This is a genomic window from Arthrobacter sp. SO3, from assembly GCF_020532825.1.
Classification (GTDB): Bacteria; Actinomycetota; Actinomycetes; order Actinomycetales; family Micrococcaceae; genus Arthrobacter.
The window spans coordinates 19,960-45,649 of the sequence record NZ_MQTS01000192.1 but is presented as its reverse complement, the minus strand read 5'-3'; the positions used below and the strand labels follow the sequence as shown (position 1 = coordinate 45,649).

30 protein-coding genes and 1 pseudogene are annotated in these 25,690 nt (G+C 66.3%); 15 read left to right on the top strand and 16 right to left on the bottom strand.

The features are described from left to right. Positions 1-133 precede the first annotated feature (133 nt). Positions 134-760 (top strand): FMN reductase, encoded by a 627-nt coding sequence (locus BJQ90_RS18225; protein WP_226761611.1) that lies wholly within the window; start codon positions 134-136, stop codon positions 758-760. 46 nt (positions 761-806) lie between these two features. Here BJQ90_RS18225 and BJQ90_RS18220 read toward each other — a convergent pair whose 3' ends face one another. After that, the gene (locus BJQ90_RS18220; protein ID WP_226761610.1) at positions 807-1,379 is read right to left on the bottom strand and encodes a hypothetical protein; all 573 of its coding nucleotides are present in this window, start codon (positions 1,377-1,379) and stop codon (positions 807-809) included. 4 nt (positions 1,380-1,383) lie between these two features. Further along, on the bottom strand, positions 1,384-1,851 hold the full coding sequence (locus BJQ90_RS18215) for a hypothetical protein (protein ID WP_226761609.1): 468 nt from the start codon (positions 1,849-1,851) through the stop codon (positions 1,384-1,386). 639 nt (positions 1,852-2,490) lie between these two features. On the opposite strand from BJQ90_RS18215, the gene dnaB reads away from it, so the two are divergent. Next, the gene (dnaB, locus tag BJQ90_RS18210; RefSeq protein ID WP_024367946.1) at positions 2,491-3,873 is read left to right on the top strand and encodes a replicative DNA helicase; all 1,383 of its coding nucleotides are present in this window, start codon (positions 2,491-2,493) and stop codon (positions 3,871-3,873) included. A gap of 3 nt (positions 3,874-3,876) precedes the next feature. On the opposite strand, the gene BJQ90_RS18205 is transcribed toward dnaB, so the two are convergent. Continuing rightward, entirely contained in the window at positions 3,877-4,851 is a 975-nt protein-coding gene (locus BJQ90_RS18205) for an acyl-CoA thioesterase (RefSeq protein WP_226761608.1), read from the bottom strand. Positions 4,852-4,997: 146 nt separating this feature from the next. Continuing rightward, positions 4,998-5,432 carry a DoxX family protein gene (locus tag BJQ90_RS18200; RefSeq protein ID WP_226761607.1) on the bottom strand — a complete coding sequence of 145 codons (435 nt, stop codon included), beginning with the start codon at positions 5,430-5,432 and terminating at the stop codon, positions 4,998-5,000. 146 nt (positions 5,433-5,578) lie between these two features. Here BJQ90_RS18200 and BJQ90_RS18195 point away from each other — a divergent pair, with 146 nt between their 5' ends. The 3 genes from BJQ90_RS18195 (at position 5,579) to BJQ90_RS18185 (ending at position 8,051) form a co-directional block, all read left to right on the top strand. Next, on the top strand, positions 5,579-6,931 hold the full coding sequence (locus BJQ90_RS18195) for an MATE family efflux transporter (protein ID WP_226761606.1): 1,353 nt from the start codon (positions 5,579-5,581) through the stop codon (positions 6,929-6,931). An 86-nt stretch (positions 6,932-7,017) separates the two neighbouring features. Continuing rightward, positions 7,018-7,611, top strand: a complete 594-nt coding sequence (locus BJQ90_RS18190; protein WP_226761605.1) for a hypothetical protein — start codon at positions 7,018-7,020, stop codon at positions 7,609-7,611. 83 nt (positions 7,612-7,694) lie between these two features. Then, positions 7,695-8,051 (top strand): hypothetical protein, encoded by a 357-nt coding sequence (locus tag BJQ90_RS18185; RefSeq protein ID WP_226761604.1) that lies wholly within the window; start codon positions 7,695-7,697, stop codon positions 8,049-8,051. 40 nt (positions 8,052-8,091) lie between these two features. Here BJQ90_RS18185 and BJQ90_RS18180 read toward each other — a convergent pair whose 3' ends face one another. Next, positions 8,092-8,493: a hypothetical protein gene (locus BJQ90_RS18180; protein WP_226761603.1), complete on the bottom strand. Its 402-nt coding sequence runs from the start codon at positions 8,491-8,493 to the stop codon at positions 8,092-8,094. Positions 8,494-8,662: 169 nt separating this feature from the next. Continuing rightward, entirely contained in the window at positions 8,663-9,205 is a 543-nt protein-coding gene (locus BJQ90_RS18175) for a CGNR zinc finger domain-containing protein (protein WP_226761602.1), read from the bottom strand. Positions 9,206-9,382: 177 nt separating this feature from the next. Here BJQ90_RS18175 and BJQ90_RS18170 point away from each other — a divergent pair, with 177 nt between their 5' ends. Further along, the gene (locus tag BJQ90_RS18170) at positions 9,383-10,345 is read left to right on the top strand and encodes an EamA family transporter (RefSeq protein WP_226761649.1); all 963 of its coding nucleotides are present in this window, start codon (positions 9,383-9,385) and stop codon (positions 10,343-10,345) included. 63 nt (positions 10,346-10,408) lie between these two features. Here the strand turns inward: BJQ90_RS18170 and BJQ90_RS18165 are convergent, their stop codons facing one another. After that, positions 10,409-10,672: a hypothetical protein gene (locus BJQ90_RS18165; protein WP_226761412.1), complete on the bottom strand. Its 264-nt coding sequence runs from the start codon at positions 10,670-10,672 to the stop codon at positions 10,409-10,411. Between the two features lie 245 nt (positions 10,673-10,917). Here BJQ90_RS18165 and BJQ90_RS18160 point away from each other — a divergent pair, with 245 nt between their 5' ends. After that, complete coding sequence (locus BJQ90_RS18160) at positions 10,918-11,190, top strand: DUF2277 domain-containing protein (protein WP_226761601.1); 273 nt, start codon at positions 10,918-10,920, stop codon at positions 11,188-11,190. 21 nt (positions 11,191-11,211) lie between these two features. Here the strand turns inward: BJQ90_RS18160 and BJQ90_RS18155 are convergent, their stop codons facing one another. The 5 genes from BJQ90_RS18155 to BJQ90_RS18135 form a co-directional block, all read right to left on the bottom strand. Continuing rightward, entirely contained in the window at positions 11,212-13,536 is a 2,325-nt protein-coding gene (locus BJQ90_RS18155; protein WP_226761600.1) for a heavy metal translocating P-type ATPase, read from the bottom strand. 54 nt (positions 13,537-13,590) lie between these two features. Beyond that, the gene (locus BJQ90_RS18150; protein ID WP_226761599.1) at positions 13,591-13,821 is read right to left on the bottom strand and encodes a heavy-metal-associated domain-containing protein; all 231 of its coding nucleotides are present in this window, start codon (positions 13,819-13,821) and stop codon (positions 13,591-13,593) included. A gap of 67 nt (positions 13,822-13,888) precedes the next feature. Then, positions 13,889-14,236 carry a metal-sensitive transcriptional regulator gene (locus BJQ90_RS18145; protein WP_226761598.1) on the bottom strand — a complete coding sequence of 116 codons (348 nt, stop codon included), beginning with the start codon at positions 14,234-14,236 and terminating at the stop codon, positions 13,889-13,891. Between the two features lie 225 nt (positions 14,237-14,461). Beyond that, the gene (locus BJQ90_RS18140; protein ID WP_226761597.1) at positions 14,462-15,019 is read right to left on the bottom strand and encodes a DinB family protein; all 558 of its coding nucleotides are present in this window, start codon (positions 15,017-15,019) and stop codon (positions 14,462-14,464) included. A gap of 23 nt (positions 15,020-15,042) precedes the next feature. Further along, positions 15,043-15,555, bottom strand: a complete 513-nt coding sequence (locus BJQ90_RS18135; protein ID WP_226761596.1) for a universal stress protein — start codon at positions 15,553-15,555, stop codon at positions 15,043-15,045. A gap of 231 nt (positions 15,556-15,786) precedes the next feature. On the opposite strand from BJQ90_RS18135, the gene BJQ90_RS18130 reads away from it, so the two are divergent. The 8 genes from BJQ90_RS18130 (at position 15,787) to BJQ90_RS18095 (ending at position 22,326) form a co-directional block, all read left to right on the top strand. Further along, positions 15,787-15,987 carry a hypothetical protein gene (locus tag BJQ90_RS18130; protein ID WP_226761648.1) on the top strand — a complete coding sequence of 67 codons (201 nt, stop codon included), beginning with the start codon at positions 15,787-15,789 and terminating at the stop codon, positions 15,985-15,987. 59 nt (positions 15,988-16,046) lie between these two features. Next, positions 16,047-17,195 carry a WD40/YVTN/BNR-like repeat-containing protein gene (locus tag BJQ90_RS18125; protein ID WP_226761647.1) on the top strand — a complete coding sequence of 383 codons (1,149 nt, stop codon included), beginning with the start codon at positions 16,047-16,049 and terminating at the stop codon, positions 17,193-17,195. 6 nt (positions 17,196-17,201) lie between these two features. Continuing rightward, entirely contained in the window at positions 17,202-17,489 is a 288-nt protein-coding gene (locus tag BJQ90_RS18120) for a MoaD/ThiS family protein (protein ID WP_226761595.1), read from the top strand. A 143-nt stretch (positions 17,490-17,632) separates the two neighbouring features. Then, positions 17,633-18,415, top strand: a complete 783-nt coding sequence (locus BJQ90_RS18115) for an ABC transporter ATP-binding protein (RefSeq protein WP_226761594.1) — start codon at positions 17,633-17,635, stop codon at positions 18,413-18,415. Then, entirely contained in the window at positions 18,402-19,112 is a 711-nt protein-coding gene (locus BJQ90_RS18110; RefSeq protein WP_226761593.1) for an ABC transporter ATP-binding protein, read from the top strand. The genes BJQ90_RS18115 and BJQ90_RS18110 overlap by 14 nt, the downstream gene beginning before the upstream one ends. Before the next feature lie 6 nt (positions 19,113-19,118). After that, positions 19,119-20,000 (top strand): branched-chain amino acid ABC transporter permease, encoded by an 882-nt coding sequence (locus BJQ90_RS18105; protein ID WP_226761592.1) that lies wholly within the window; start codon positions 19,119-19,121, stop codon positions 19,998-20,000. Next, complete coding sequence (locus tag BJQ90_RS18100) at positions 20,000-21,073, top strand: branched-chain amino acid ABC transporter permease (RefSeq protein ID WP_226761591.1); 1,074 nt, start codon at positions 20,000-20,002, stop codon at positions 21,071-21,073. Before BJQ90_RS18105 ends, BJQ90_RS18100 begins: the two co-directional genes overlap by 1 nt. Next, positions 21,070-22,326 (top strand): ABC transporter substrate-binding protein, encoded by a 1,257-nt coding sequence (locus tag BJQ90_RS18095; protein WP_226761590.1) that lies wholly within the window; start codon positions 21,070-21,072, stop codon positions 22,324-22,326. The genes BJQ90_RS18100 and BJQ90_RS18095 overlap by 4 nt, the downstream gene beginning before the upstream one ends. 136 nt (positions 22,327-22,462) lie before the next feature. Here BJQ90_RS18095 and BJQ90_RS18090 read toward each other — a convergent pair whose 3' ends face one another. From BJQ90_RS18090 to BJQ90_RS18075, 4 genes and pseudogenes are all read right to left on the bottom strand, one after another. After that, a complete protein-coding gene (locus BJQ90_RS18090) occupies positions 22,463-23,083 on the bottom strand; it encodes a PadR family transcriptional regulator (RefSeq protein ID WP_226761589.1) in 621 nt (206 codons plus the stop codon). A 66-nt stretch (positions 23,084-23,149) separates the two neighbouring features. After that, positions 23,150-24,562 carry a vanillate/3-O-methylgallate O-demethylase gene (ligM, locus tag BJQ90_RS18085; protein WP_226761588.1) on the bottom strand — a complete coding sequence of 471 codons (1,413 nt, stop codon included), beginning with the start codon at positions 24,560-24,562 and terminating at the stop codon, positions 23,150-23,152. A gap of 60 nt (positions 24,563-24,622) precedes the next feature. Further along, positions 24,623-25,495 (bottom strand): formyltetrahydrofolate deformylase, encoded by an 873-nt coding sequence (purU, locus tag BJQ90_RS18080; RefSeq protein WP_226761587.1) that lies wholly within the window; start codon positions 25,493-25,495, stop codon positions 24,623-24,625. A 10-nt stretch (positions 25,496-25,505) separates the two neighbouring features. Continuing rightward, positions 25,506-25,690 (bottom strand): annotated as a pseudogene (locus BJQ90_RS18075) (hypothetical protein); the annotation flags it as partial.

Here is a 25,690-nt window from a genome sequence, read left to right as displayed (position 1 = left end):
CCGCCCGTTTGGGGCCCAAAAGTGATAGCGCAACGGGGGTCTGGGAATAAAGCGCATGGGCCCCTGCTTTTACAGGTAGATGCAAACGCATGGACCAGCGTTTGTGGCCGTGAAACAACATCAGGAGCACCCCGTGGAATCCCGCCGCATCACCGTTCTTTCCGCCGGACTCGGCGTACCCTCGTCGAGCCGCCTGCTCGCCGACCAGCTGGCCGCCTCCGCGGAACGTCAACTTGCCGCCGCCGGCTACAGTGCCGACATTGAGGTGGTGGAACTGCGGGACCTCGCCGTGGATATCGCAAACAACTTTGTGACCGGTTATGCGGCGCCCAAGCTGGCCGGGGTGATCGCCGGAGTCGAGGCTTCGGACGGCATCATCGCAGTCAGCCCTGTTTTCAGCGCGTCCTACAGCGGGCTCTTCAAGTCCTTCATTGACGTCCTGGACCCAAAGGCGCTGGAGGGCAAGGCTGTCCTGCTTGGCGCCACCGCCGGAACGGACCGGCACCAGATGGTGCTGGACTTCGCCATGCGGCCCCTGTTCACCTACCTCCGCACCCGGACCGCCAATACGGCCGTCTTTGCCGGCCCCCAGGACTGGGGTAGTAACGACGACGGCGGTTCGCCCCTCTCCACGCGGATCGACCGTGCGGCGGGGGAGTTTGCCGGCCTGCTGCAGGGCACGCGGCCGCGGCAGAAGCCGGCTGCCCCGGAGTCGCTGCCTTTCGAGCAGCTGCTCGCCGGCATTTCGGGCCGGCACTGACGCGCGGCCGGCGGCCTGTTCGGCCCCGGCGCTTGGGGCACGGGAGTCAGTCCTCCAGGAGGGCGATGAATTCTCGGGCCTGCTTGATGGAGATGTCCGAGTGGCGGGTGAGGGCCTCAGCCGCAGCTTCGGTCTCACCGCTCTTGGCCAGGGTGCGGATTCTGCCGTAAATTTCATCGTTCAGCATGTTGCTGCTGACCTCACGGGTGACATCGCCCTTACTGGCGATCGCACGGTAGCGGTAGGCGAAACGCTGCGGCGCGTCGTCCTCGTCCTCGCTGGGCCCCTCCTGGGGCGCGTCGGGCCGGAAGGGCTGCGGGTGGGCGGCGAGGGCGCCCACGGCGTCCCGGGAGGCGCGCAGCCCCTCTCCGGTGGCCTCGAGGTACAGCTTGATGGCGGCCATGGCCTGTCCCTGGGCGATCAGCGCATAGAGGCGGCGGTGTTGCTCCTGGCTGAGTTTCGCCGCGGAAGCGCGTGCAAGTTCGAGGGGGTCGCGCCCAGGCTGGGAGGCCGCCTCGGGCCGGGGCCGGGCGCGGCGGCGGCCCAGTGCGCGGGCGCCCAGCAGGACGCCGGCACCGACGAGCGCCAGAATCAGGATGGGGATGAGCAGGGATTCCATGAAACTACAGCCGATCTACATATTTCTTAGCGGTCAAAAGATCTGAATGGGTGGCCTGCCGCAGCAGCTTGATGGCCTGGATCTTCTTGCCGTCCCGGGCCAGCGACTGGAGTTGCAGTGCGAACTGTGGGTTCAGCTGGCCACCGGGCAACACGGGCCCCTGGTAGCCGGGCTGCCCGACGGCGGGCGCCGAGCCCGCCTGGGCCCGCAGCGCCAGGCGGGCGTGATCGGCCTGCTGCGACTGCTGTTGTTCGTTCTGGCTCGGTCGGGTGGCTGCGTCCACGCGGGCGCGTGCGGCCGTGGCGGCCTGAACCTGTGCGGCATAGTGCGCCTGTGAACGGACCGCAAGTTCCTGCTGGTAACGTTCCGCGTCGGATATACCGAAATCGCGCGGTCTAAGGGCCGTGGCCAACGCCCAGAGGACTGCTGCCAGGATGAGGGCAGGCAGTATGACTAGCAGTACATCGCCCATGTGAAGAGCTTATGCCAGATCGCAGTTATCCACAGCACATTCTGCGATGGGTATATCCTGCGCCGTGGGCGGCGCCGGTCCCGGGATTACCTGTGAGGACCATCACCAAATGCGTGTATTTGTGGGCTTCTGTGGCCTCATGCGCCAGCCGGTATCCCCAGCCCCGCCCCAGCGGCTGTGGATGAACTGCGGCAAATATTCTTTTGTGTCCACAAGGTGAATCCAGTGTTTCCGCAGGTCAGCAGCTGATTACGGCGGCAACTATTTTTATATCCACAGCTGGTTCCACAGGCTGTGCACAAGCAGGGGGCAGTAGTGCACAGGTTATCCACAGGGGTGGCGACTGCCCGGGTTGGTGCCCGCCGGATCGGGGGCTAACGTTGCTGGATATCGAGCCTCGGATACCGAAATTCGCTGATGGCTGCATGACGCCCTCCCTTTCATCCCGGGTTCCGCACGGCCCGACCCGGCTGTGGATATCCGGGAGTGCGGGGTGGCAGCCAAAGTGTCGGAGCCGGCTGATAGTAATTAACCCGTCGGGCCCACGCCGGCGCCGACGCCACCGGGCACCAAGCCCCGTGGCATACGCGTCGCCGGCGAACGGATGTCCGCCGCGGCACACAATGAAGGACGGCAGTTTTGTCAGTTACGCATCTGGACTCAGTCGAGGGGACTCGTGGAGCCGAAGGCAGCCGCAAGCCGCCGCAGGACATCCCCGCCGAGCAGTCCGTCCTGGGCGGCATGATGCTGTCGAAGGACGCCATTGCCGACGTTGTCGAGATCCTGCGGGGCGTGGACTTCTACCGCCCTGCCCACGAGACGATCTACGAAGCCATCATCGACCTTTACGGCCGCGGCGAACCAGCAGATGCCGTAACCGTCTCGGATGAACTGACCAAGCGCGGCGAGATCAACCGGATTGGCGGGCCCGCGTACCTGCACGAGCTCATCCAGACGGTTCCGACGGCCGCCAATGCCGGCTATTACGCCGAAATCGTGGGCGAACGCGCGGTGTTGCGCCGTCTGGTGAATGCCGGCACCAAGATCGTCCAGCTCGGCTATGGCCAGGACGGCGAAGTCGAAGACCTCGTCAACCAAGCGCAGGCCGAGATCTACGCCGTGGCGGAGCGCCGCACGGCGGAGGACTACGTTGTCCTCAAGGACGTCATGGAGTCCACCGTGGACGAGATCGAAGCGTCCGGGCACCGGGAGGAGGGAATGACGGGCGTTCCCACCGGCTTCTACGAGCTCGATGAGCTCACGCATGGCCTGCACCCGGGCCAGATGATTGTCATCGCGGCCCGTCCCGCCGTCGGCAAGTCGACCTTTGCACTGGACTTCGCCCGCTCCGCTGCCATCAAGAACAACCTCGCCACCGTCATGTTCTCACTCGAAATGGGCCGGAACGAGATCGCCATGCGTCTGCTGTCCGCGGAGGCAACGATCGGCCTCCAGGACCTGCGCAAGGGCACGATCAAGGACGAGCAGTGGTCCAAGATCGCCACCACAATGGGCCGGATGAATGACGCACCGCTCTTTATCGACGACAGCCCCAACATGTCTCTGATGGAAATCCGGGCCAAGTGCCGGCGCCTGAAGCAGCAGCATGACCTCAAGCTCGTCATCCTTGACTACCTCCAGCTGATGAGCTCCGGCAAGAAAGTCGAGTCCCGCCAGCAGGAAGTCTCCGAGTTCTCCCGCGCCCTGAAGCTGCTGGCCAAGGAACTGCAGGTCCCTGTCATCGCCCTGTCGCAGCTGAACCGTGGCTCCGAGCAGCGCCAGGACAAGCGCCCGATGGTTTCTGACCTGCGTGAATCCGGTTCCATCGAGCAGGATGCCGACATGGTCATCCTGCTGCACCGCGAAGACGTCTACGACAAGGAGTCGCCGCGCGCCGGCGAAGCCGACATCCTTATCGCCAAGCACCGCAACGGCCCCACCAAGGACATTGTGGTCGCCTTCCAGGGCCACTACTCGCGGTTCGCCAATATGGCCGCAGACGCCGGGGGCGGCGGCTTCTAGCGGCTACTGTCCTGCGGACCGGAGCAGGTGGTTGGGCAGCCGGTTCCCCGGCGCCTGGCCCCGGATCTCCAGCAGTTCGCGGGCATGTGCGTGCAGCCGCTTGTCCTCCTCGGACACCGGCACCCACTGCGGGACGGGGACGGACGTGCCGTGCTCGTCGCGTGCCACCATCACAGTCAGGCAGTAGGTCGTAAGCTCCAGTTCGCGTCCCTTCGGGTCCCCCGAGCGGACGTGGACGGCAATATGCATTCCCTTGGTTCCGGTATAGACGAGCCGGGCCTCCACCTCCACCACGTGGCCAATCAGCAGCGGCCGGTAAAAGCGCACGCCGCCGGAGAAGACAGCCACAGTGTCCATCCCGCAGTATCGCGAGGCGCAGACGTAGGCCGCTTCGTCGATCCATTTCATGACGATGCCGCCGTGCACCTTGCCGCCCCAGTTCACATCAGTGGGCGCGGCCATAAAGCGGAGAACCACTTTCTCGGCAGTGCCTGCGTCGGTATATTGCTGTCCGCTCATCGCCTGGACGATGTCCTCGCGCACCTTGATCCGCGCCAGGGCATGGTCGCGCTGTTCGATTTCTTCCGGCGTCTTCGGCTCAAACTGGGGCACCGGGGAGGGTTTGCCGTCTTCTCCAACGGCGACGAAGATCACCATGCACTGGCTGCGCATGGTGGCCGGGCCGCCCTTAGGGTCACCCGAGGAGACGATCGTTCGGATGTGCATGGAGGACCGGCCCGTATAGACAATCGTTGCCTGGACTTCGACCATGTCACCACTGTTGACCGGGTCAGCGAAGTGGATGTTCCCGACGTAGGCCGTCACACAATAGGACTTTGACCAGCCGACCGCGGCGGCATATGCCGCCTTGTCCACCCACTCGAGCACGGTGCCGGCGTCGACCGACCCGCTGTGGCCGACGTCGGTGGGCGACGCAAGGAAGCGCAGGGTCACGGTATTGGCGGCAGTCTCACTCATGGTGTGAGTTTACTGACCGGCCGGGGAGGCGTCGCGGGCGAGGACACAAACGCGGACGGGGACGCCACAACCGGGCAGATACGACGGCGGGCGGCCACCAGAAGGTGACCGCCCGCCGTCGGGCGCCGCCTGGCGCGGCGGTTTGCTTAGGCCAGGACGCTGAGCCTGGAACCGCTGCGGCCAAAGAGGGCCTTGTCCACGGAGATCTTGCCCGCGCCGACGAGAGCTACTGCCAGAGCGGCGGCAGCCAGGATCAGCACCAGTTCATAGCCGCCTGTCGCGGCAAATATTCCGGCCGAGGCATGGACCAGGAACAGGGCGCCGAGCATGTCCACCGCGAGGAGGGCCGCGAAGACGCGGGTAAGGACACCCACGATCAGCGCGACACCGCCGACAAGTTCCAGGGTCGCGACGACCGGGGCGACGAAGGTGGCAGCCGGAACACCCATCTGCGTAAAGGCGGCCTGGGTGCCTGCAATCGTGAATTCGTTGAACTTCTGCCAGCCGTGGGCGGCGAAAAGGAAACCGGTGACTATGCGCAGGATCGTCCGGGCCGAGGTGGTGAGCGTGGGCTGGTTCATGTGGAAGCCGTTCTGAAGTGGGGACGCGGCGGGGTCAGGCCGCCGCAGATTTAGTTGAAGATTCAACTTACAGTGTTCCGGCGTGTAGTTGAAAAGTCAACTAATGCGAAGCTGTGCGACGCCGACAGTGCCGTTAGGGTGGTTTCGTGCCCCCCTCCCCGTATCCCGCTGAGCTGCCGTCCGTGGCGGCCCGGCGGCGGGAGATCCTGCGCCTCGCCCTTCCGGCCTTCGGTGCGCTGATCGCTGAACCGTTGTTCCTCCTCGCGGATGCGGCAATCGTCGGACACCTCGGCGTCGCCGAGCTCGCCGGAGTCGGGCTGGCGTCCGCAGTGCTGCACACAGTCGTGGGCCTCATGGTGTTTCTGGCCTACTCCACGACTCCGGCCGTGGCGCGGGCGATCGGCAACGGCCAGCTGCCCCGGGCCCTTGCCGCCGGACGCGACGGGGTCTGGCTGGCGCTGCTGATCGGAATCGTCCTGGCCGCCGCCGGCTTCGTTGCGGCCGAACCGCTCCTGGACCTGATGGGTGCCCGCGGTGAGGTGCGGGCCTTCGCCGTGGACTACCTGCGCTGGTCGATGCCCGGACTTGTCGCGATGCTGCTCATCTTCGCCGGTACCGGGGTGTTGCGGGGCCTGCAGGACACGCGCACCCCGCTGCTGGTGGCGTCCGCCGGTTTCACGCTAAACGTCCTGCTCAACCTCTTCCTGGTCTACGGCCTGCACTGGTCCGTCGCCGGCTCGGCGATCGGCACCAGCATCGCCCAGTGGGCGATGGCGCTGGTCTACGTGGTGATGGTCCAGCGCAATGCCCGGAACCACGGTGTGTCCCTGCTCCCCGATTGGCGCGGCATCCGGGCCCTGAGCAAGGTGGGGTCGTGGCTGATGCTGCGGACGCTCAGCCTGCGCATCGCGATTCTCGCCACGGTTGTGGTGGTTACGGCGCAGGGGACGGTCAATCTGGCCGCCCACCAGCTCGCGATGACCGTCTTCACCTTCCTGGCCTTCGCCCTCGATGCCCTCGCGATTGCCGCGCAGGCACTGATCGGCAAGGAACTCGGCGGTTCCCGCCCGGGCGCGGCGCGGGAGCTCACCGGAACCATGGTCCGCTGGGGTCTCGGCTTCGGCGTCCTGACCGGGATCCTGCTGGCCGCCGCGGCACCGTGGGCGGGCCTGCTCTTCACGTCCGACGCCGAGGTGCAGTCCGCGCTCACGCTGGCGCTGTGGGTGCTCGCTGCGGGACAGCCGCTCGCCGGTTACGTTTTTGTCCTCGACGGCGTGCTGATCGGTGCCGGGGATGTGAAGTACCTGGCGATTGCCGGCGTCGTGAATCTCGCCGTGTACCTGCCGCTGCTGCTCGCGGTCCGGCAGTCCGGGGCCGAGGGCGGTGCGGGGCTGCTCTGGCTGTGGGCTGCATTCTCACTGGGCTACATGGCGGCCCGTGCCCTGACGCTGGGCCTCCGGGCGCGGACGGACCGGTGGATGGTTCTCGGGGCGCACTGAGCGGGAAGCCCGCACTGCCGGCCGGCAGCGCCGGCCAGCCCGGGCTCCCGGCGCGCACCGGCGCGGCTTCGCACTAAACTGAACGGGTGACTCTCCCAGCAGCCTCTGACTCCTCCACTGCCCTGCCCGCCGCAGCGGATCTCTGGAAACCCGTGCTGGTCCGGGCCGCCGTCGCGCTCGGCTTCGGGGCGCTGACCGTGTTCTGGGCTTCGCCGCCCCCGGAAGGCATGGGCTGGGCCGGCGGAATCTACCTCCTGGCCACCGGTGTGCTGCTGCTCTGGAGCGTCACCAAGACGGGGTTCCGTGCCGGATCACCTGCCGGCAAGGTCCTTTCAGCTGCCGGCGCCGTGCTGACCGGAACCGGGGCGGCCGTCGGCTTGATCTCCGGCAGTCTGGTCTTCGGTGTCCTGGCGGCCCTGGGCCTTGGCGTCGCCGGCGCTGCAGAACTCTACCTTGGCGTCACGAACCGTGGCCGGTCCGTGCTCGCACGCGATTGGATGGCCTCCGGCGTTGTCGGGCTGGGCACCGCGGGTTTGCTTCCGTTCTTCATTGACCTCGGCCCGCACGCACTGCTTGGCGTCGCAGGCGGCGGCGCCATCATCAGCGGCGTGCTCTGGGTGCTGGCCGGGCTCACCCTGCGGCACGATGCACGGGCCGATTCCACGGAGGCCGTAAACTAGTAGGGACAGGTTCTACCTTGCGTAGAACGATTGCAGTATCACAACTGCCACGCCTGGCGGCGTCGGCTGCAGGAGGAAGTACCTTGGCTCAGCAGAAATCTGGAGAACCGCGCACCCTGCGGACCTCGGTCAAGGGACCACTCATGTTCTCCGCGTTCTGGGCTGTGCTGGCCTTCGTTGCCACCCTTATATTCGCCTCCGGAGGCAGTGCCAAAACGCCCCGCTTCGACCTGGCCTTCACTGCAGCGGGCATCGCCTTCATCGTTATCCTGGTCGTGATTGCCATGCTGTCCATGGGCCACAAGCCCAATGACGAAAGCCTCGGCAAGGGGTCCGGCATCAACTTGAGCTCCGGCAACTCCGGCCATGGCGGCCATCCGGCCCAGTCCAAGCCTGATGCCGGCGCCCCGGACGCCGGCCCCGGCGACGACATTCGCTAGGTCCGCGAACGCCGCTGGCCGGCCCGCCCGGGCGGAACTGCTACTTGGTCCAGGAAATCGGATTCTTCAGGTAGGGATTATCGCCGTACTTCGCGTAGATGAACTTGGAGTCGGTGTACTCGACGGTATTGATTTCATCGCCGACCGGCGCCAGGAAGACCTGGCAGGACACCATGGTGCTGCCCGCCACCACGGTCAGGGAATCCCCCGTGCCGGTGGTATCGAAGCGCGTGCTCTTGCATTGGTCGAAGGCGCCGAAGACGATGAGTGACTGTGCGTCGGATCCGTCTTTGAGCTGGGCGGTCACCCTGGGCTCGCCGATGCCGAGGGATGCCTTGCTGAGGCTGTCCATCCGGTGGCTGACCGAGACGAAATAGGGCGTCTGCCCGGCGAACTTCGCGGCGTCCTTGAACTTGGCGAAGTCGTCCGGGGTTCCCGCCACGACGCCGGTCAGCGTGGAAGTGGAGACGGCTTCCGTGTACTTGTGAGTGATGTCCCTAGATTGGGCTCGACGGCAGGCGGCCTGCCGAATAAATCCATTCTATGGGGAAACTGCGTGTTTTCCGCCCGAAGCCGCGGTCTGTGGCCCGGGAAGCTTCTCTGCGGCACGCTCAGGAGGCCGCTTTCCGGGCCCGGTAGGCCGCCACGTGCGCACGGTTCGCGCAGTTTCCGGTGTCGCAATAGCGCTTGGAGCGGTTCCGGCTGAGGTCCAGCACCACGGCATTGCAGTCCTCGGCAGCGCAGACCAGCAGGCGGTCCATTTCCTTGCTGCGGATGACGTCAACCAGGGCCATCGCAGCCTCCGTGCTCATCCGGTCGGCCAGCGGCGCGTCCGGGGTGGTGGCATGCAGATGCCAGTCCCATTGATCGTGCTTGACGAGCTGGGGAAGCGCCCGCGCATCCCGCAGCAGCCTGTTCAGGGTATCTACTGCCATGGATTCCTCAGCGAGCCACAGTGCGGCGAGCTCCCCGCGGAGCCGGTGCACGCCGGCCAGTTCGGCGGCGTCCCGGGTGCGCGAGCCGGTAAATCCCTCGGCCTTCAGGAACCGATCCAGGTCCCGCGTAGTGGAGAGTTGTTCGTCCCCGTTGGCCGCGGTGTTGATGAGGTTGACCACGGACCGCAGGGCCACTTCTGTGTCAGGGGCAAAAACCATCTTGACTCCTTACGTTGGCGTGGCGTACTGTCATGAGCATAACCCTATTTTACTCCTGACAGGAGGCAGCCTGTGCCTGCCGCACGCCGCTCCGCCGAAGCACCGGCCATCCACGATTCGGGGCTGCCCGCCGCCGGAACCCACGGCGCTGGCAAGCGCGCCGCGGCAACGGGATTCATGGCCTCGGGTCTGGGGGTTGCCTTATTCTCATCGGCCGTTTTCGGCCTGTCCGGCTCCTTTGCCAAGGCGCTGCTGGAGACTGGCTGGACCCCCGGGGCAGCCGTTACCGCCCGCCTCACCGGGGCGGCGCTGATCCTGGCAGTTCCCGCTATACCGGCGCTGCGTGGTCGCTGGCACCAGCTCAGGGACAACTGGCTCACCGTGCTGCTCTTCGGCCTCATTGGCGTCGCCGCCTGCCAGCTGTTCTATTTCAATGCCGTGGCCAGGCTGTCGGTGGGGGTGGCCCTCCTGCTGGAATACCTGGCTCCCGTGCTCATCGTGCTCTGGCTCTGGGCCGCCAGCAGGAAACGCCCGCGGCCGCTGACGGTCGCCGGGACCCTGCTGTCCCTGGGCGGTCTGGTCCTGGTGCTGGACCTCACCGGAGCCGTCAAGATCGACTTCATCGGCGTGCTGTGGGGGATCGCGGCTGCCGTCTGCCTCGCCATCTACTTCTTCATCACAGCCAAGGAAAACGACACGCTCCCGCCGATCATCCTCGCCTCCGGCGGGCTCATGGTCGGCGCCGTCACCATGTGGCTTGCGGCCGCAACCGGATTGCTGCCGATGGCATTCAGCACCGCCGACACCCGCCTTGGACCATGGACCACACCCTGGTGGGTGGCGCTGGGAGGGCTCGTTGTGCTGGCCACCGTACTCGCGTACGTCTCTGGCATTGTGGCGGCGCGGGCACTGGGCTCGAAGGTGGCATCCTTTGTCTCGCTGACCGAGGTGCTGTTCGCCGTCATCTGGGCGTGGCTGCTCCTTGGTGAACTCCCGGGCCCCATCCAGCTCGTCGGCGGGGTGCTGATTGTCGGCGGCGTCGTGCTGGTCCGGCTGGACGAGATCCGGTCAACGGCCGGTGAGGGTGCTGCAATGCCGCAGGCGCTCGACCACGCGAACGACGTCGAGCCGGTGCCGTAGGCAGGTGCCGGCAAAAACGGCCCGGACGCGGTGCGTCCGGGCCGTGTGCTGACGATCCTGGGCTTAGCGGGAAGCGCTTTCCTGCTCCGTGGCGTTGCGGCTGGCGTGCTTGCCGGCCTCCTGCAGCGCCTGGGACACCTTCGCCAGCGCGGCGACGTGCTGGCCGTTCCACTCGCTGCGGAACTTGTCCGCGTCCGGGCCCTTCCAATCGGTGCCCTCAAGCACCTTGGTCAGCAGCGACTTCTGCTTGTCGATCTCCGACGAACCCGCCTGCAGCTTCGTCCCCAGAGTCTTGAGCTGAGCTATGTCTGCGCCCCAAATAGCCATTCGAAAATCTCCTCCAATAAAGTGAACGGACCCGGGCCCTGCCGGCGTCCCCCAAAGGCCCCCGGCTGTTCCCGGAAGTCCATTGCCTCGAACCTACCCTGTCCGCCGAAAAAGTGTCGATGGGCACCCCTCCCCATCCCGCCGGCACCGCCCTTCGCTGTCCCTCACGGTCCGGCCCGGCCGCAGCGGCCCATTTCAGGCGTCGGGCACTCGTTCCCGCGACGGATGGCACCTAGCATGAAGATATGTGCCGAAATATCCGGACCCTGCATAATTTCGAACCCCATGCCACCACCGCCGAAGTGGAGGCCGCCGCGCTGCAATACGTGCGCAAGGTCAGTGGCAGCACCAAACCGTCCAAGGCCAACGAAGAGGCCTTCGACCGGGCCGTGCATGAGATTGCCCACGCCACGCAGCACCTGCTCGACTCCCTGGTGACTCTCGCCCCGGCAAGGGACCGCGGGGAGGAGGCCGCCAAGGCGAAAGCAAGGGCTGCCGTCCGCTTTGGTGCGGCCTGAGGGGCAGACCGATGCTGGGGGCTACTTGCCGAAGCTGCGCAGCCGCAGCGAGTTGGCCACAACCAGCACGGAGCTGGCGGCCATGGCCGCGCCTGCGATCATCGGGTTGAGCAGCCCCAGGGCCGCCACGGGGATGCCCACGGCGTTGTAGAAAAACGCCCAAAAGAGGTTCGTCTTGATGATCGCCAGGGTCCGGCGGGATAGCTCGATTGCCTGGGCGACCTGCCCCAGTTCGTTGCCCATCACCGTCAGGTCGGCGGCCTCGATCGCAACATCGGTGCCGGAACCCATCGCGATGCCCAGATCCGCCTGGGCCAGCGCCGCGGCGTCGTTGACGCCGTCACCGGCCATAGCGACAGTGGCGCCGTGCGATTGCAGCTTCCGCACCGCCTCGACCTTGCCCTCCGGCAGCACGCCCGCGAAGACATCCTCCGGGGCGATGCCGACGGCGGCTGCCACCTGCGCGGCCACGGCGGCGTTGTCCCCGGTCAGGAGAATCGGCCGGAGACCCAGCCCGCGGAGCCGCAGGATCGCCGCGGCAGAGCCACGCTTGACCGTATCCCGGAGGCTGATGATGCCAGCCGGCTCCCCGTCCACGGCGAGCCAGATCACGGTCGCCCCGGAGCCCTCGGCGGCACTGAGGGCCTCCCGTTGCGCCGCGGCCGGAGTGATGCCGTTCTGCTCCAGCCAGCCCGTACGGCCTGCCGTCACCAGCCGGCCCTCGACGGTGCCCTGGACACCGCCGCCGGGCGCGGAGCGGAAATTGACGACGGCGGGAAGGGTAGCTGAGGCGCTGTCCGGACCCTCGGCCGGGGCTGCCGCAGCAGCGATGGCGCGGGCGATCGGGTGTTCGGATGCGGCCTCCAGGGCTCCGGCCAAACGCAGCACCTGGGCGGGCTCGAACGGTCCGAATGCCTCCGTGCCGTCGACCGCGAGGTGGCCGGTGGTCACGGTGCCGGTCTTGTCCAGCAGGATGGTGTCGACGGTCCGGGTGTCCTCTAGGACCTGGGGGCCCCTGATCAGGATGCCCAACTGGGCGCCCCGGCCGGTCCCGGTGAGCAGCCCCACGGGCGTGGCCAGCCCCAGGGCGCAAGGGCAGGCAATGACCAGTACTGCGACGGCAGCCGTAAACGCTGCACGGAGCTCGGCATCGCTGATCCCCGGGCCGGCCGCGAGCAGCCAGGCGCCGAAGGTCACCGCGGCGATGGCCAGGACCACCGGCACGAATACTGCACTGATCCGGTCCGCGAGGCGTGCGATCTGCGCCTTGCCGGTCTGCGCCTGGGAGACCAACCGGCCCATCTGGGACAGGGTGGTTTCGGCGCCGACGCGTGTGGCGCGGACCAGCAGCCGACCGGAGGTGTTGATGGTGGCGCCCGTGACCGGGCTGTCCGGGCCGACTTCCACCGGCACCGATTCGCCCGTGACCAGCGAGGCATCGACAGCGGAGGACCCGTCGACGACGATGCCGTCAGTGGCAATCTTCTCGCCGGGGCGGACCACAATGAGGTCGCCCACCGCCAGGTGATCGGCCGGGATCTGCTCCTCCCGGCCGTCGCGGAGGACCGTGGCGTCCTTGGCGCCCAGGTTCAGCAGGGTCTTGAGGGCGTCTCCGGCCTTTTGCTTGGCATTGGCCTCCAGGTACCGGCCCAGCAGCAGGAAAGTGGTGACGACCGAGGCGACCTCGAAGTAAAGACCGCCGGAGTCCATTTCCATGCTCTCCATTCCCTGCTGGGGAGCGGTCATCAGCGGGTCCACGGAAAGCTGCCAGGCCGAGAAGACGTACGCCGCAGTCACGCCGATGGAGACGAGCGTGTCCATCGTGGAGGAGAGGTGCCGGGCGTTGATGGCGGCTGCCCGGTGGAAGGGCCACGCCGCCCAGGTAACCACCGGCAGGGCCAGGACTCCTGCTACCCAGCCCCAGTTGGCGAATTGGAACGCCGGGAACATCGACATAAGGAACACCGGAACGGTGAGGATGGCCGCCACGATCAGGCGGGGGCGGAGCTTGGCTGCCGCCGCGGACGCCGGAAGGTCACCGACGGTGGTTGGCTGTGTCGACATCGCCGCACTGACCGGCTCAGCCGGTGTGGCTGGGTACCTAAGGGCGTGGACCTTCGCCTTGTAGCCTGCTGCCTCCACTGTGGCGGTGATCTGGGCGTCGGTAATGTCTGCCGGGGCCGTCACGTGGGCTGATTCCAGGGGCAGGTTGACCGTGGCCGTGACGCCGTCGAGCTTTCCGAGCTTGCGTTCGATCCGGCTGACGCAGGACGCGCAGGTCATGCCCTCGATGTCGAGCTCGATCACCCGGGTTCCGGACAGGTCCAGCAGTTGCTCTCGGTTCACGGTGTTTCCCAATCCTGTTGGCGTGCTCTGCGTGGTGTGCCGGGCGGGTGGGGTTCAGGCCTCGTTGGCCACGACCAGATAGCCGGCTTCGGCGACGGCCTCGCCGATCTCGGAGCTGGACAGGGCCCCGGCGGAGGTGATCGTGACAGTGGAGATGCCGCCGGAGTTGAGGTCGACGTCGACTGTCTCAACGCCGGCCAGCGCCTCGAGCTCTTCGCTGACGGATGAGACGCAGTGACCGCAAGTCATGCCTGAAACGTTGACGGTGGTGGAAACGGTGCTCATGGCTGGCTCCTTGTGGGTGGGCTGCTGATGGTTCATCAGCCCGGATGTGTGGTGAGTGGTGTTGCCGCTACCGCAGCAGGCGCCCGATGGCATCGGTGGCCTCCTTGACCTTGAAGTCGATGGCTTCGGCCCGCAGCTGGGGGTCCGGTTCGGAGGCGGCGCCGACGACGCAGTGGCCGATGTGCTCCTCCACCAGTCCGAGGCTGACGGCATGCAGGGCTTTGGTGACGGCTGCGACCTGGGTAAGGATGTCGATGCAGTACTTGTCCTCATCGACCATCCGCGCGATGCCGCGCACCTGGCCCTCGATCCGTTTGAGTCGCCGCAGGTAGGCCTCTTTGTTGGAGGAATAGCCGTGCTGTTGGTGCAGCTCGGCGTCCGCGGCTGCCATGACGGGGACTTCAGGCTCGTTCATGAATTCAACATATACCCCCTAGGGGTATGACGCAAGTACCCCTTGGGGGTATCTCCGCGTGGGCGCCCCCGTGGATCTCCGGACACAAAAAAGCTCCGGAGTGCGTTATTGGGGGATACGCACTCCGGAGCAGTCTTTGGGTCGGCAGTCGATCGTCCGCCTACGAATTCAAGCATACTGGGCGGTAGGCGCAGAAAGCCAGCACCCCGAATAACTACTTTCGCTTTACTTTCGGGGACGCCGGGAAGCCCCGGGATCCGGGTCCAGGGAAAGCTGGGCGGCGTGGAAATCAAAGTGCGCCACGGGGTATGCATAGACTTCCGCCAGGGTCATGGTTTCTTTGAAGAACGGGTCCCAGCGGGTCGGGAAGGACATGCGGAGGGCCAGGCCGGCTTCGGTCTCCCGGCGCAACCGCCGCGCCAGTGCGGTTGTCACCCGGCGCAGCTTGGCGGCCATCCGGCGCCGGTTGAAGAGGCGCGCGCCCCCTTTGGAGCCCCAGAAGTTGATGACGTCGAACGGAGCCGTTCCGGCGTCCAGGAGCCACGCGAAACCGCGGTTGACCGGGACGGGCAGCCGTCCGAAGACCCGCACCAGAGGCAGCAGTGCCAGCACCACAACATACCCGAACACCATGTGGTAGAGCAGTTCCTCGTTGCTCCAGCGGGTGCCCGCGCTGCGGCGCTGCAGTGCCGCGGGCGACAGGCACACCAAGGTCGCTTCGAGCTCTGCGCAACTGCGCCGGTATTCGGCAACAACAAAGTCACGGTCAAGCGGCACGGCCACGCCGGCCTCCGGCCGGGAACCTGTCAGGTGCCATTTTGTGTCCGGTGATGGAATGCCGCCCGGACCGGAACGATCAGGATCGGATGGTCCTGATGGTGGCTGAGCCACGCGGCCACCGAACCGTTGAGTGCGGCGGACACGCGGTGGCCCAGGCCGGGTTCCGGGGTGCCCACGATGATCATTGCGGCACCGACCTCGGCTGCCAGCCGGCCAAGTGCCCGGGCCGGGTCCCCCGCCAGCGTCCGCAGTGTCCAGTGCACGCCCAGGGGCTCGCAGGCCGAGCCGATGTTGTTCCGCAATTCCTGGGTCACGGCCCGGATTTCGGCGTTGTCCGTGTCCGGGTGCCGTGAGAGCCGGTGCGCGGACCGCGCCGGATCCCACTCCACAAGGTAGCTTGCCTCATCCACATGGGCGCAGATCAGGGGGGCAGCGATTTGCCTTGCCAGCGAGGCGGCAGCGCGCAGCACCTCGGGGCTCTGCCCCGGGAACACGCCGACCACGAGAGGCGGGGGACCACTCGTGCTCTCGGCGGACATACCCTATTGTGGCCCGCGGTCCGCGGCCTGAACAGGGACTTACTCCCCGGTCTTTCCGCCGGAATGCCCACGGTCTCCCATCACCTCAAAATCCCCGCCGGCGCAGGCCCCCGGCGCACTCGAGCGGACCGCGGACGTCCTCGCTGCCATGAACGCCGCCAGGGCCAGGCGGCCCTTGAAGCCCTCCGGTGCCGGGCCTAACGTTGAAGAACAGAGGAAAGGGTGACCGCCGTGGAAATCTTCATGTGGTGGCTGGATCTCGATCTGGCAAGCAAGGAGTGGCTGCGTGAAAACCTGCGCGCGGCCGAGTTGCCTTTGCCCGTGCTGCAGGGCATAGCTGAAGCCGGAGGCCCACACCCGGACGTTGTTTCCGGAGTGCTGACCGACGCCGACTGGGACTTCATCGAAACCCAGTCCGAATTCGTGGACTGATACATCCGGGGCAACCAGCAGGCCGAAAACCGTTGCGGCCATCCTGCTGCGGTGGTTCCATAGGGGGCATGGCAACTGCAGAGAGATATGTCCTGGCGATCGGCACCAAGAAAGGTCTCTGGCTGGCGACGAGCCCGGACCGCAGAGACTGGTCCCTTTCCGGCCCGCATTTCCTGATGAGCGAAGTCCCCAGTATCGGCATAGACACCCGCGGGGGCCGGACCCGGATCCTGGTCGGCGTCCGTTCCGAGCACTGGGGCCCCACGGTGTTCCACTCCGATGACCTGGGCGAAACATGGAACGAGCCGGAACAGGGCGCCATCCGCTTCCCCGAGGGCGCCGATGCTGCGTTGGAGCGCGTCTGGCAGATCCATCCCGACGCCGAGTCCCGTCCCGGCGTCGTCTGGGCCGGCTGTGAGCCGATCTCGGTCTGGAAGTCCACCGACGGCGGCGAACACTTCGAGCTCAACCGCGGGCTCTGGGACCATCCGCACCGCGGCGAATGGGGTGCCGGCTACGGCGGGGCAGCGGCGCACTCCATCCTCGTCGACCAGACCGGCGAGAAGGTGCATGTTGCCATGAGTACCGGCGGCGTGTACCGCTCGCTCGACGGCGGCAGCTCCTGGGAGCCGCGGAACAAGGGAATTTCGGCCTACTTCATGCCCGACCCCGACCCGGAATTCGGCCAGTGCGTGCACAAGATCGCGGCCGATGCCGCCGTCGACGGCCGCCTCTACGCGCAGAACCACCATGGCGTCTATCGCAGTGACGACGACGCCGAGAACTGGGAATCCATTGCGGAAGGCCTGCCGGCGGACTTCGGCTTCGTGATGCTCACGCACCCCCGCCGGGCCGGCACCGCCTGGGTGATCCCGCTCAAGGCGGACGGCGAAAGGATCCCGCCGGAGGGCAGGCTCGCGGTTCACCGGACGGACGACGCCGGCGCGAGTTGGAAGCGCCTGGACGACGGGCTGCCCGCGTCAGATTTCAACTCTGTGCTTCGGGATGCGGCCTGCGTCGACGCGGCAGAACCGGCCGGCGTGTACTTTGGCACGCGCGGTGGCAGCGTCTACGCAAGTGCGGACGAGGGTGAACACTTCGCCGAAGTGGCCTCGCACCTGCCGGACGTGCTGTGCGTGCGGGCGGCGGAAGTCTCCCCGGCTTTCGCGTCCGGTCCCGCGGGGCCCGGCGCCGCTGTGAACGCTTGAGGCCCCGTGGCCGAAATCAGTGTGGTCTTGCCCAGCGTGCTCCAGCCGCTGGCCGGCGGGCAGTCTTACCTGACTGCGCCCGCAGACGCGGCGGCGACGGTGGAGGCGGTGCTGGACCTGGTGACCGGGGATTACCCGGCTCTGGCGAGGCGGTTACGGGATGAAACCGGGGCGATCCGGCGCTACGTGAATATATACGTCAACGGGAATGAGATCCGCCGATTGCGGGGGCTTGCCACCGAGGTGTCCCCTGGCCAGGAGGTCCTGATCATCCAGTCCGTCGCGGGAGGCTAGGCGCTGTCTGCTGCCGCTCCCAACGTCCAGCAAGGCCTAAACCAAATCGTTGACAATTTCGTCTCCGATCCGTACCGTCGGTCTCGGGCGGTCGTGACCGATCGCGTCGTTTCCTAGCAATGATGCGACAGGAAGGTACGGGGGTGGCCGCAAGCCTGAGCCTGAAGGACGTGAACCTGCACTTCGGTGGCGTCAAGGTGCTGCAGGACGTGAGCTTCGACGTCGAGCCGGGTGTCATCCTGGGCCTGGTCGGTCCCAATGGGGCCGGGAAAACGTCGCTATTTAACTGCATCAGCGGTCACTACAAGCCGAGCTCCGGGTCGATCACCATCACCGGCAAAGAGGTGCGGGGGAGCGCCCCGTCCCGCCTTGCACGACTCGGGCTGGCGCGCACCTTCCAGCACCCCGCTCTCCAACTGAACGCCACAGTCCTGCAGAATGTGCTTCTCGGGGGGCACATCCGGCTTCCCGGTGGGCCCGTTTCATGGGCGCTCCGGCTGCCGTACACGGGGCGGGCCGAGCGCGCCATCCGTGCGGAAGCGCTCGAACTCCTCGACCACGCAGGTCTCGGTTGGGCGGCAGAACTCCCGGCCGATGAACTCTCGCATGGCCTTCACAAGGGTATCGAGCTGTGGCGAGCCCTGCTCTCCAAGCCGGCCCTGCTGCTGCTCGATGAGCCCGCAGCGGGACTATCCCATGGCGAGGTGCAGCAACTCATCGCAACGGTGAAGCGGATCCGCGCCGAGCAGGACATCACGATCATCATCGTGGAGCACCACATGGGACTCATCTCGGCCCTCACCGACCAGGTCGTCGTGCTCGACCACGGCCGCAAGCTCATGGCCGGCACCGCAGCAGAGGCGCAGTCCGATCCCCGCGTGATCGAGGCTTACATCGGGAAGGACTCAGCGGATGACGCTGCTTGAACTGGCCGATGTGACCGCGTTCTACGGGCCCGTACAAGTGCTCGACGGGGTCTCCCTCAGCGTGCCGGAGGGCGGGTCCGTAGGAATCCTGGGCGCGAACGGAGCCGGCAAAACCACCACCCTGCGCGCGGTCAGCGGCACAGTGCGCACCGGTGGCCGGATCACATTCGACGGACGCGACATCCGGGGTTTGCGCCCCGACCAGGTGGCCGCCTTGGGGATCGCCCACGTCCCGGAGGGCCGCGGAACCCTTGGCCAACTCAGCGTTCGGGAGAACCTGTTGGTTGGCGCTTACCTTCGCAAAGGCAGGAAGGCAATTTCCGCGGACGTCGACTATTGCCTGGACCTGTTCCCGCAACTCCAGGACCGCGTTAGCTCGCGGGCGGCGGCGCTGTCCGGCGGCGAGCAGCAGATGCTCGCCGTGGCCAGGGCATTCATGGCCAAACCCAAGCTTTTGCTCCTCGACGAAGCATCCCTCGGGCTGGCACCCAGCACGGCCAAAACAGTCTACGATTCGATCCGCCGGCTCCGGCGGGAGTCAGGCATCGCCATGGTGGTCGTTGAGCAGAACGCAAACCTCGCCTTCTCGCTGGTCGACACGGCAACCGTGCTCGAAACGGGCCGTAACGTGCTGACCGGATCCTCGGCCGAGCTCAAGGGCATGGATGAGATCCGCCGCGCCTATCTGGGGGGTTGAATGGGCATGGGCACCTTTATCCAACTTGTGGTCGACGGACTATCCACCGGCGCCATCTATGCGGCCCTGGCCCTGGCGATCGTGCTCGTGAACCAGGCGACCGGCCTGATCAACTTCGCCCAGGGCGGCCTGGCCGTGCTGTCCAGCTACATTGCCTACGTCTTCGTCCGGCTGGGCCTGCCGCTTATCCTCGCGATCATCGTTGCGGTGGTGCTGTCGTTCTTCATCGGGGCGCTGGTGGAGCGATTTCTGGTCCGCCGGTTCGAACGGGGCGATCCGGACACCGCCGTCGTCGTGACTGTCGGGCTGCTCACCCTTGTCACGGGCCTCTGCGCAGTACTTTGGGGTTACAACAACCTCGGATTCCCCTCTCTGTTCCCGCTGACAAGCGTGGAAATCCTCGGAGCGGTGGTGAGCGTCCGATCCCTGGCAACCACGGTGACGATCGTGGTGATCATGGTCGTTCTGCAGCTGTTGTTCCTCCGGACCAAACTCGGGCTCGCGCTCCGCGCGGTGGCTGACAACCCAGCCTCCGCTGCATTCTCGGGGCTCCCGGTGGGGCGGCTGCTCATGGTCGGCTGGGGGCTTGCGGCGACCCTCGGGGCAATCGCCGGCGTCCTCGTCGCTCCGCAGCTGACGCTGACCCCGGGCATGCTCGACACGGCGCTCGTTTACGCGCTCGCCGCCGTCATCCTCGGTGGCCTGAGCAGCCCGATCGGCTGTGTCGTGGCCGCTTCGGCGATCGGTGTGCTTGAGAACCTGGTGGCCGTTTACGTGCCCTTCATCGGTCATGACCTCAAGATCGCCGTGCCGTTTGTGTTGATCTTCGTCATCCTTGTCCTTCGTCCCCAGGGCCTGTTCGGGAGAAAGGTCGTGGTGAGGGTCTGATGAGTACCGTATCGCCCGTTCTACGCAACAGATCAGCGCGGATCGCACTCACAGTGGTGGTTGCGATTGCACTGATCGCCGCCCCACTCCTCCTTCCGGCGTTTGCCAACCAGACGCTGGTGCGCATTGGCGTCTATGCCGTCGCGGTGTTGGGGCTGAACATCGTCATGGGCTACACCGGACAAGTCAACCTCGGGCAGATCTTCTTCGTCGGGCTCGGCGCCTACGTCACCGCCTACGGCGTCAACCACGGTTGGAACATCATCGTGGTGTTCGTCGCGGCCTGCGCGATAGCCGGCATCGTGGGGCTGCTTGTGGCCCTCGCCGCTGCACGGCTCGGCGGCCTGGCGATCGCGATGGTCACCATCGCGCTGCCGATTGTCGGCGTCCCCCTTGCCAAGCGCCTCTCAGAATTCACGGGCGGCTCGCAGGGCATCTCCGCCCGCTTCTCGGACGCACCCGACTGGTCGGGTCTGTACAGCGACCAGTGGCAGTTCTACATCGTGTTGCTGGTGACCGCCGCCGCGTTCCTGCTGGCCCGAAGCCTCGTGCAGGGCAAATACGGGCGGGCGTTCGGGGTGGTCCGGGAAAACGAAGCCGTCGCTGCCTCGATGGGCGTCTCGCCGTACCGCACCAAGGTACTCGCGTTTACCATTGCCTCGATCCTCGGCGGCGCGAGCGGCTTCCTCTACCTCGCGGCCGTGCAGTACACCTCGCCCGAGACCCTCAGCTTCGGCCACTCCATCAGCCTCCTGGCGGCGATGGTCATCGGCGGCGCCGGAAGCATCGCGGGCTCGCTCATCGGCGGCGCGTATTACGTCTTCGTTCCGCAACTCACGAACGCGATCGATCCGAGCTTCACCACTCTCAGCCAAGGCGCGATACTTCTCGTGGTGCTGTTCCTGTTGCCCGAAGGACTGGTCAGTCTTCCGCGAGTGATCCGTCGGCTCGGCCGTCGGCGGACCGCTCGCCCCACATCCGGGAATCCCCCGCAGACCGCTCCTGCGCATCATCCGGTTCCGGAAGCCGCGCGGGAGGGACTCGAAAACACAGAGAGGCAAGATCGACCATGAAGATTAGAACAAAGCCAGGCGGGGTCCTTGGCATCGTCGCGATGGCATCGATCGTCGCGCTCTCCCTCTCAGGTTGCACCCGCGGCGGCTCGGGGCAGGGCGGCGGCTCGGGGGCGTCCCCCGGCATTACCGACACTTCGATCACTCTTGGCATCACCACTCCACTCAGCGGCGCAACCGCCGGCCCCGGAACCTGCACTGTCGCAGGCGTCTCGGCCTACTTCGGCGCCGTGAACGCGGCGGGTGGCGTGAAGTTCGGCGACGGCAAGACGCGCACCGTCACCATCAAGTCCTACGACGACGCGTACGATCCGCAGAAATCGCTGGCGAACTTCCAGCAGATGGTGTCCGACAATGTCTTCGCCGCCACGGCTGGCCTCGGCACTCCGACCAACCGTGCCTACCGTGACGCCGCCATCAGCGAAAAGTTCCCGCAGGTGCTCGTGATGACCGGCGATCCGCTCTTCAGCGATCAGAAGCAGAGCCCCTGGCAGCTGGGGTTCGTGCCGATCTACCAGAATGAGGGGGCCGCCTTCGGCAAACTGCTCGCTGCCTCCAAGGACCAGCACAAGGTTGCCCTCCTGTCCCAGAACGACGACTACGGCAAGGGCTACGTTTCGGGCTTCAAGGAGGCCATCAAGGACGCCAGCAACATCTCGGTGGTGGGAGAACAAACCTACGAGGCCACCGACACCTCGGTGGATGCGCAGCTCACCCAGCTCGCCTCCTCCGGGGCGGACGTCTTCTTCAACGCGATGTCGGTCACCCCGCTCACGATCGCCGCGCTGCAGAAGGCGCAGCAGATCGGCTGGAAGCCCAGCTGGTTCCTGCCGTCCAACACCTCGAGTCCTACGGCGATCCTTGAGCCGGGCGGCGCGGCTGCCTACCCGGGCATCTACTCGGTGTCGTTCGCCAAGGCGCCGCAGAGCCCGGCGTTCGCCAAGGATCCCGACGTCGTTAAGTTCCTCTCGGAACTCAAGCAGTACGGCAACTACCCGGACATGCCGGCGTTCCCGCACTGCATGTGGAGCTACATGGTGGGAGCCACGCTGGAGCAGGCATTCAAGAACATGACCAGTCCGACGCGGGACAGCTTCATGACCGCCCTGCGGAACATCAAGGGCCTGCAGGCACCCCTGATGCTCTCGGGCACCTCGATCGACACCACAGTCGACGGTCAGCCCGCCGTGTCGTCGGTCATCGTCCAGAAGTACAACGGAAAGGGATACGCGACGGCCGAGAACTTCGGGTAACCGCCTGCCTGGCATAACCGCATCCCGTTGCCGTACCGGACCAGGGACCGGGACGGCAACGGGCTGGACGGCACGGGATGGAAGGCGAACGGGGTGGATGCGGGCAGGTGCAGCTCCGCCTGGGCGGTGACGGACGCTACACGCGGGCGGCGCTCGGATCAGGGGTCACTCCGCCGGCGGCTTCCAGTTCATCGATGAGCTTGAGTCCGCGCTGGGCCCATGAAATCTCGACCCGGGCCCGGTCAACGAGGCCCTCATAAGTAAACCGCTTGAACGCTATCGTCCGTTCGCGGTCCTGGGGTTCTGTGACCGCGAGGCGCCGTACCAGCATCGGGTTGGACACTTCGGCGATCCGAAGGAGTTCACCCTCCCACTGCGCCAGCTCGCGCTCCCACTGCGCGATGTGCCTGCGGAGGAACTCGCGGGCCGCCGCGGGGGATGTCGCTTCCAGATAAGCGGCCCGCAGGTGGGCCGGATCGCGGACTCGTGCGTACTCCAGCGGTGCCTGCATCCAGGCGAGGAACGCCCGGTCACCGGCATCGGTCACGTGATAGACGCGCCTGGTGGCGCGCTGGCCCCGCGGTTGCTCTTCGCCCTCGATGAGTTTTTCGGCCTCCATTTTGCGCAGCTCGGGGTAGATCTGGGAGTCGGGGGCATGCCACACGTGCCCCACCGATAAGGAGAACTCTTTCTGCAGCTCGTAGCCGGAGAGCGGGCCTACGCGGAGCAACGCAAGCAGCGCATATCGAAGGCTCATGCGGTACTCCTTGGGTGGCTGGAGGTACAAGGGGGCGAGTCGCCCCCTTGTACCGAGGTTCCCAGCCTAGGCCGACTGGTAGTTGGTCCGCCACCCGCCCTGATAGGTGGCGCGTGCGACTGTCGAGTAGGGCACCGGGCTGACGACGGCGCGCACTTCGGTCTGCACGTGCGGCTCGACGGCGGCCTTGGCGGTTCCGCCGTTCGGCTCTCCCCATACGACCCTCAGCTCGGTCCCTTCGGGAACATTGGCGTCGATCGTAGCGAGCGAGAGTGCCCGCCGCTCGTTCGCGCTGTAGCCCGTGAACATCGAGTAGCCGACGACCGTTCCGTCGGCGTCGACAACGGAGTCGTAGTTCGCCGAGCCGTAGTTTGCCAGCGGCAGGTCGAAGAACTTGTAGCTCGGTCCTTCCACGTTGAACAGCGACGCGAAGATCGACGTGACATCCCCAGCGTCCCAGGCCAGGGTCACCTTCCTGCGCTGCGAGGCAGGATCGACCCGTTCCAGGGCGTCGCGGCCGATGAAGTCGTGGTCGAACTTCACGAACGAACCGTAGCCGAGCTCCCAGGGGGTCAGGTAATAGTCCTCGATGTTCTCGGACACGAAAGACCCGGCGAGGGTTCCGGTCGCTTCGTATCCGTCCGCGGGAAGCCATTCGCGATAGCCGCGCTCCGCTTCGCCGGTGTAGATGGCCGGCAGCGGCGACGGAATCCAGCCGGATTCGAGGGTGTTGGACGGGTAGGCGCGGGAACCGACGGGAACCAGCCCGAACTCAACGCCCGCCTCGACGATCGCGTCGCGAATTCGGTCGTGGTCCGCGTACGGGCCCCAGACCTCCAGGCCGGGTGCGCCCGCCATGCCGTGGCGGAGGGTGCGGACCGTCGTGCCGTCGATCGTCATGGTCGACATGTTGAAGAACTTGAGCTGCTCGAGCTTGCCCCCGTTGAGCTTTTCGATCACCTGCCAGGCATTCGGGCCCTGAATCTGGAAGCGGTAGTACTGGCGGGTCACCGGGTGGCCGTAGGGCCGTGACGGAGAACGGCGGTCCACCGTGATGTCGAGATTTCCGTAGCCGCCGGTCTCACCGTGGAAAAGCAGCCAATTTGCAGCCGGGGCGCGTCCGACGTAGACAAACTCGTCCTCGGCCTCGCGGAAAAGGATGCCGTCGCCGATGACGTGCCCGGAGTCCGTCGTGGGCACATACTGCTTCGCCTTGTTGACCGGGAAGACGGCGGTCGAATTGATGGCCGTGGACGTGATCAGCTTGATCGCGTCCGAGCCCTTTATGAACAGATTGTCCATATGGTGGGACTGGTCGTAAAGCACGGCCGTCTGGCGCCAGGCCGTCTGCTCCTTGATCCAGTTCTGGAAGTCGGCCGGAACCACCGGGTAGATGTACGAGCCGATCTGCGAGTTGCGGAGGAGGTCTACTGCGCCCCGGGACGCGTTGAGGACTTCCTGCAGATTCTTGGGTGCCACGTTGAACCTCTGTTCTGTCGGTGCCCCGGGCCGAAGCCTGCGGCATTGGGATCGGTTGGGTCAGAAAACGATCGTCTGATTGCCGTGCCGGATGACCCGGTCCTCGGCATGCCACTGGACGGCACGCGAGAGGACCGCCCGCTCGACGTACGCGCCGCGGGCCTGGAGATCGGTGGCCGAATGGGCATGCGTCACCCGGGCGACGTCCTGCTCAATGATGGGACCCTCGTCGAGGTCTTTGGTCACGTAGTGCGACGTCGCGCCAATCAGCTTGACGCCGCGCTCCTTGGCCTTGCGGTACGGGGCCGCCCCGACGAACGCGGGCAGGAACGAGTGGTGGATGTTGATCAGTGGCACGCCCGCCCGGTCCAGGAAGTCCGGTGACAGGATTTGCATGTAGCGCGCGAGCACCACAAAGTCCACGTTCCCCTCGAGCAGCTTCAGGATTTCGGCTTCCGCACGCGACTTGTCGGAGCCCAGTGATGGCACGTGGAAGAAGGGCACCCCGAAGGAGCGGACGTCCTCGGCTGTGTTCGTGTGGTTCGAGACCACCATGGGGATGGTCACGGGCAGCTCGCCGCGTCGGTGCCGCCAGAGCAGTTCGAGCAGGCAGTGGTCGGACGTCGACACCAGGATGGCCATGCGCTTGGGGACGGACCGGTCCGTGAGCGTCCAGGCGAGCCCCAGCGGGGCCAGGGTCTTGTCCAGGTCGGCCTCAATCGCGGGCATCGCGGCCGCAAGGTCGGGCCGGTTGAACACCACCCGCTGGAAGAAATCGCCCGCCGCCGGATCGCTTGAGTACTGGTCGAGGGAGACGATGTTCCCGTGGTTGCGGGTGACCAGCGCCGCGACCGCTGCGACAATCCCGGGCTGGTCGGGGCCGTGGACAATCAGGCAGGACTGGTCTTTCAGGGATTCGGTGTGGAGTGCCACCGCTGCCCCCTCAGCCTTGCTCGGAGACGAACTGCCGGACCCAGTCCGCCGTCGCCGACAGGCCGCCAAAGGTGTAGAAGTGCAGCCCGATCCGGCCTCCGATGTGCGGCTGCGGGCCGGGGGTGTGTTCTGCAAGGACGGCCGCAAGATCGTTGACGAACCGGTCCGGGCCCGCGTCGCCCATGAGGTTCGTGA

Bases quoted from the DNA above. Each gene is read 5' to 3' on its own strand.
- BJQ90_RS18220 (WP_226761610.1), bottom strand. From the start codon at position 1,379: ATGGAATCCCTGCTCATCCCCATCCTGATTCTGGCGCTCGTCGGTGCC.
- BJQ90_RS18215 (WP_226761609.1), bottom strand. From the start codon at position 1,851: ATGGGCGATGTACTGCTAGTCATACTGCCTGCCCTCATCCTGGCAGCA.
- BJQ90_RS18205 (WP_226761608.1), bottom strand. From the start codon at position 4,851: ATGAGTGAGACTGCCGCCAATACCGTGACCCTGCGCTTCCTTGCGTCG.
- BJQ90_RS18200 (WP_226761607.1), bottom strand. From the start codon at position 5,432: ATGAACCAGCCCACGCTCACCACCTCGGCCCGGACGATCCTGCGCATA.
- BJQ90_RS18175 (WP_226761602.1), bottom strand. From the start codon at position 9,205: ATGGTTTTTGCCCCTGACACAGAAGTGGCCCTGCGGTCCGTGGTCAAC.
- BJQ90_RS18170 (WP_226761649.1), top strand. From the start codon at position 9,383: ATGGCCTCGGGTCTGGGGGTTGCCTTATTCTCATCGGCCGTTTTCGGC.
- BJQ90_RS18165 (WP_226761412.1), bottom strand. From the start codon at position 10,672: ATGGCTATTTGGGGCGCAGACATAGCTCAGCTCAAGACTCTGGGGACG.
- BJQ90_RS18160 (WP_226761601.1), top strand. From the start codon at position 10,918: ATGTGCCGAAATATCCGGACCCTGCATAATTTCGAACCCCATGCCACC.
- BJQ90_RS18150 (WP_226761599.1), bottom strand. From the start codon at position 13,821: ATGAGCACCGTTTCCACCACCGTCAACGTTTCAGGCATGACTTGCGGT.
- BJQ90_RS18145 (WP_226761598.1), bottom strand. From the start codon at position 14,236: ATGAACGAGCCTGAAGTCCCCGTCATGGCAGCCGCGGACGCCGAGCTG.
- BJQ90_RS18135 (WP_226761596.1), bottom strand. From the start codon at position 15,555: ATGTCCGCCGAGAGCACGAGTGGTCCCCCGCCTCTCGTGGTCGGCGTG.
- BJQ90_RS18110 (WP_226761593.1), top strand. From the start codon at position 18,402: ATGACGCTGCTTGAACTGGCCGATGTGACCGCGTTCTACGGGCCCGTA.
- BJQ90_RS18105 (WP_226761592.1), top strand. From the start codon at position 19,119: ATGGGCACCTTTATCCAACTTGTGGTCGACGGACTATCCACCGGCGCC.
- BJQ90_RS18100 (WP_226761591.1), top strand. From the start codon at position 20,000: ATGAGTACCGTATCGCCCGTTCTACGCAACAGATCAGCGCGGATCGCA.
- BJQ90_RS18095 (WP_226761590.1), top strand. From the start codon at position 21,070: ATGAAGATTAGAACAAAGCCAGGCGGGGTCCTTGGCATCGTCGCGATG.
- BJQ90_RS18090 (WP_226761589.1), bottom strand. From the start codon at position 23,083: ATGAGCCTTCGATATGCGCTGCTTGCGTTGCTCCGCGTAGGCCCGCTC.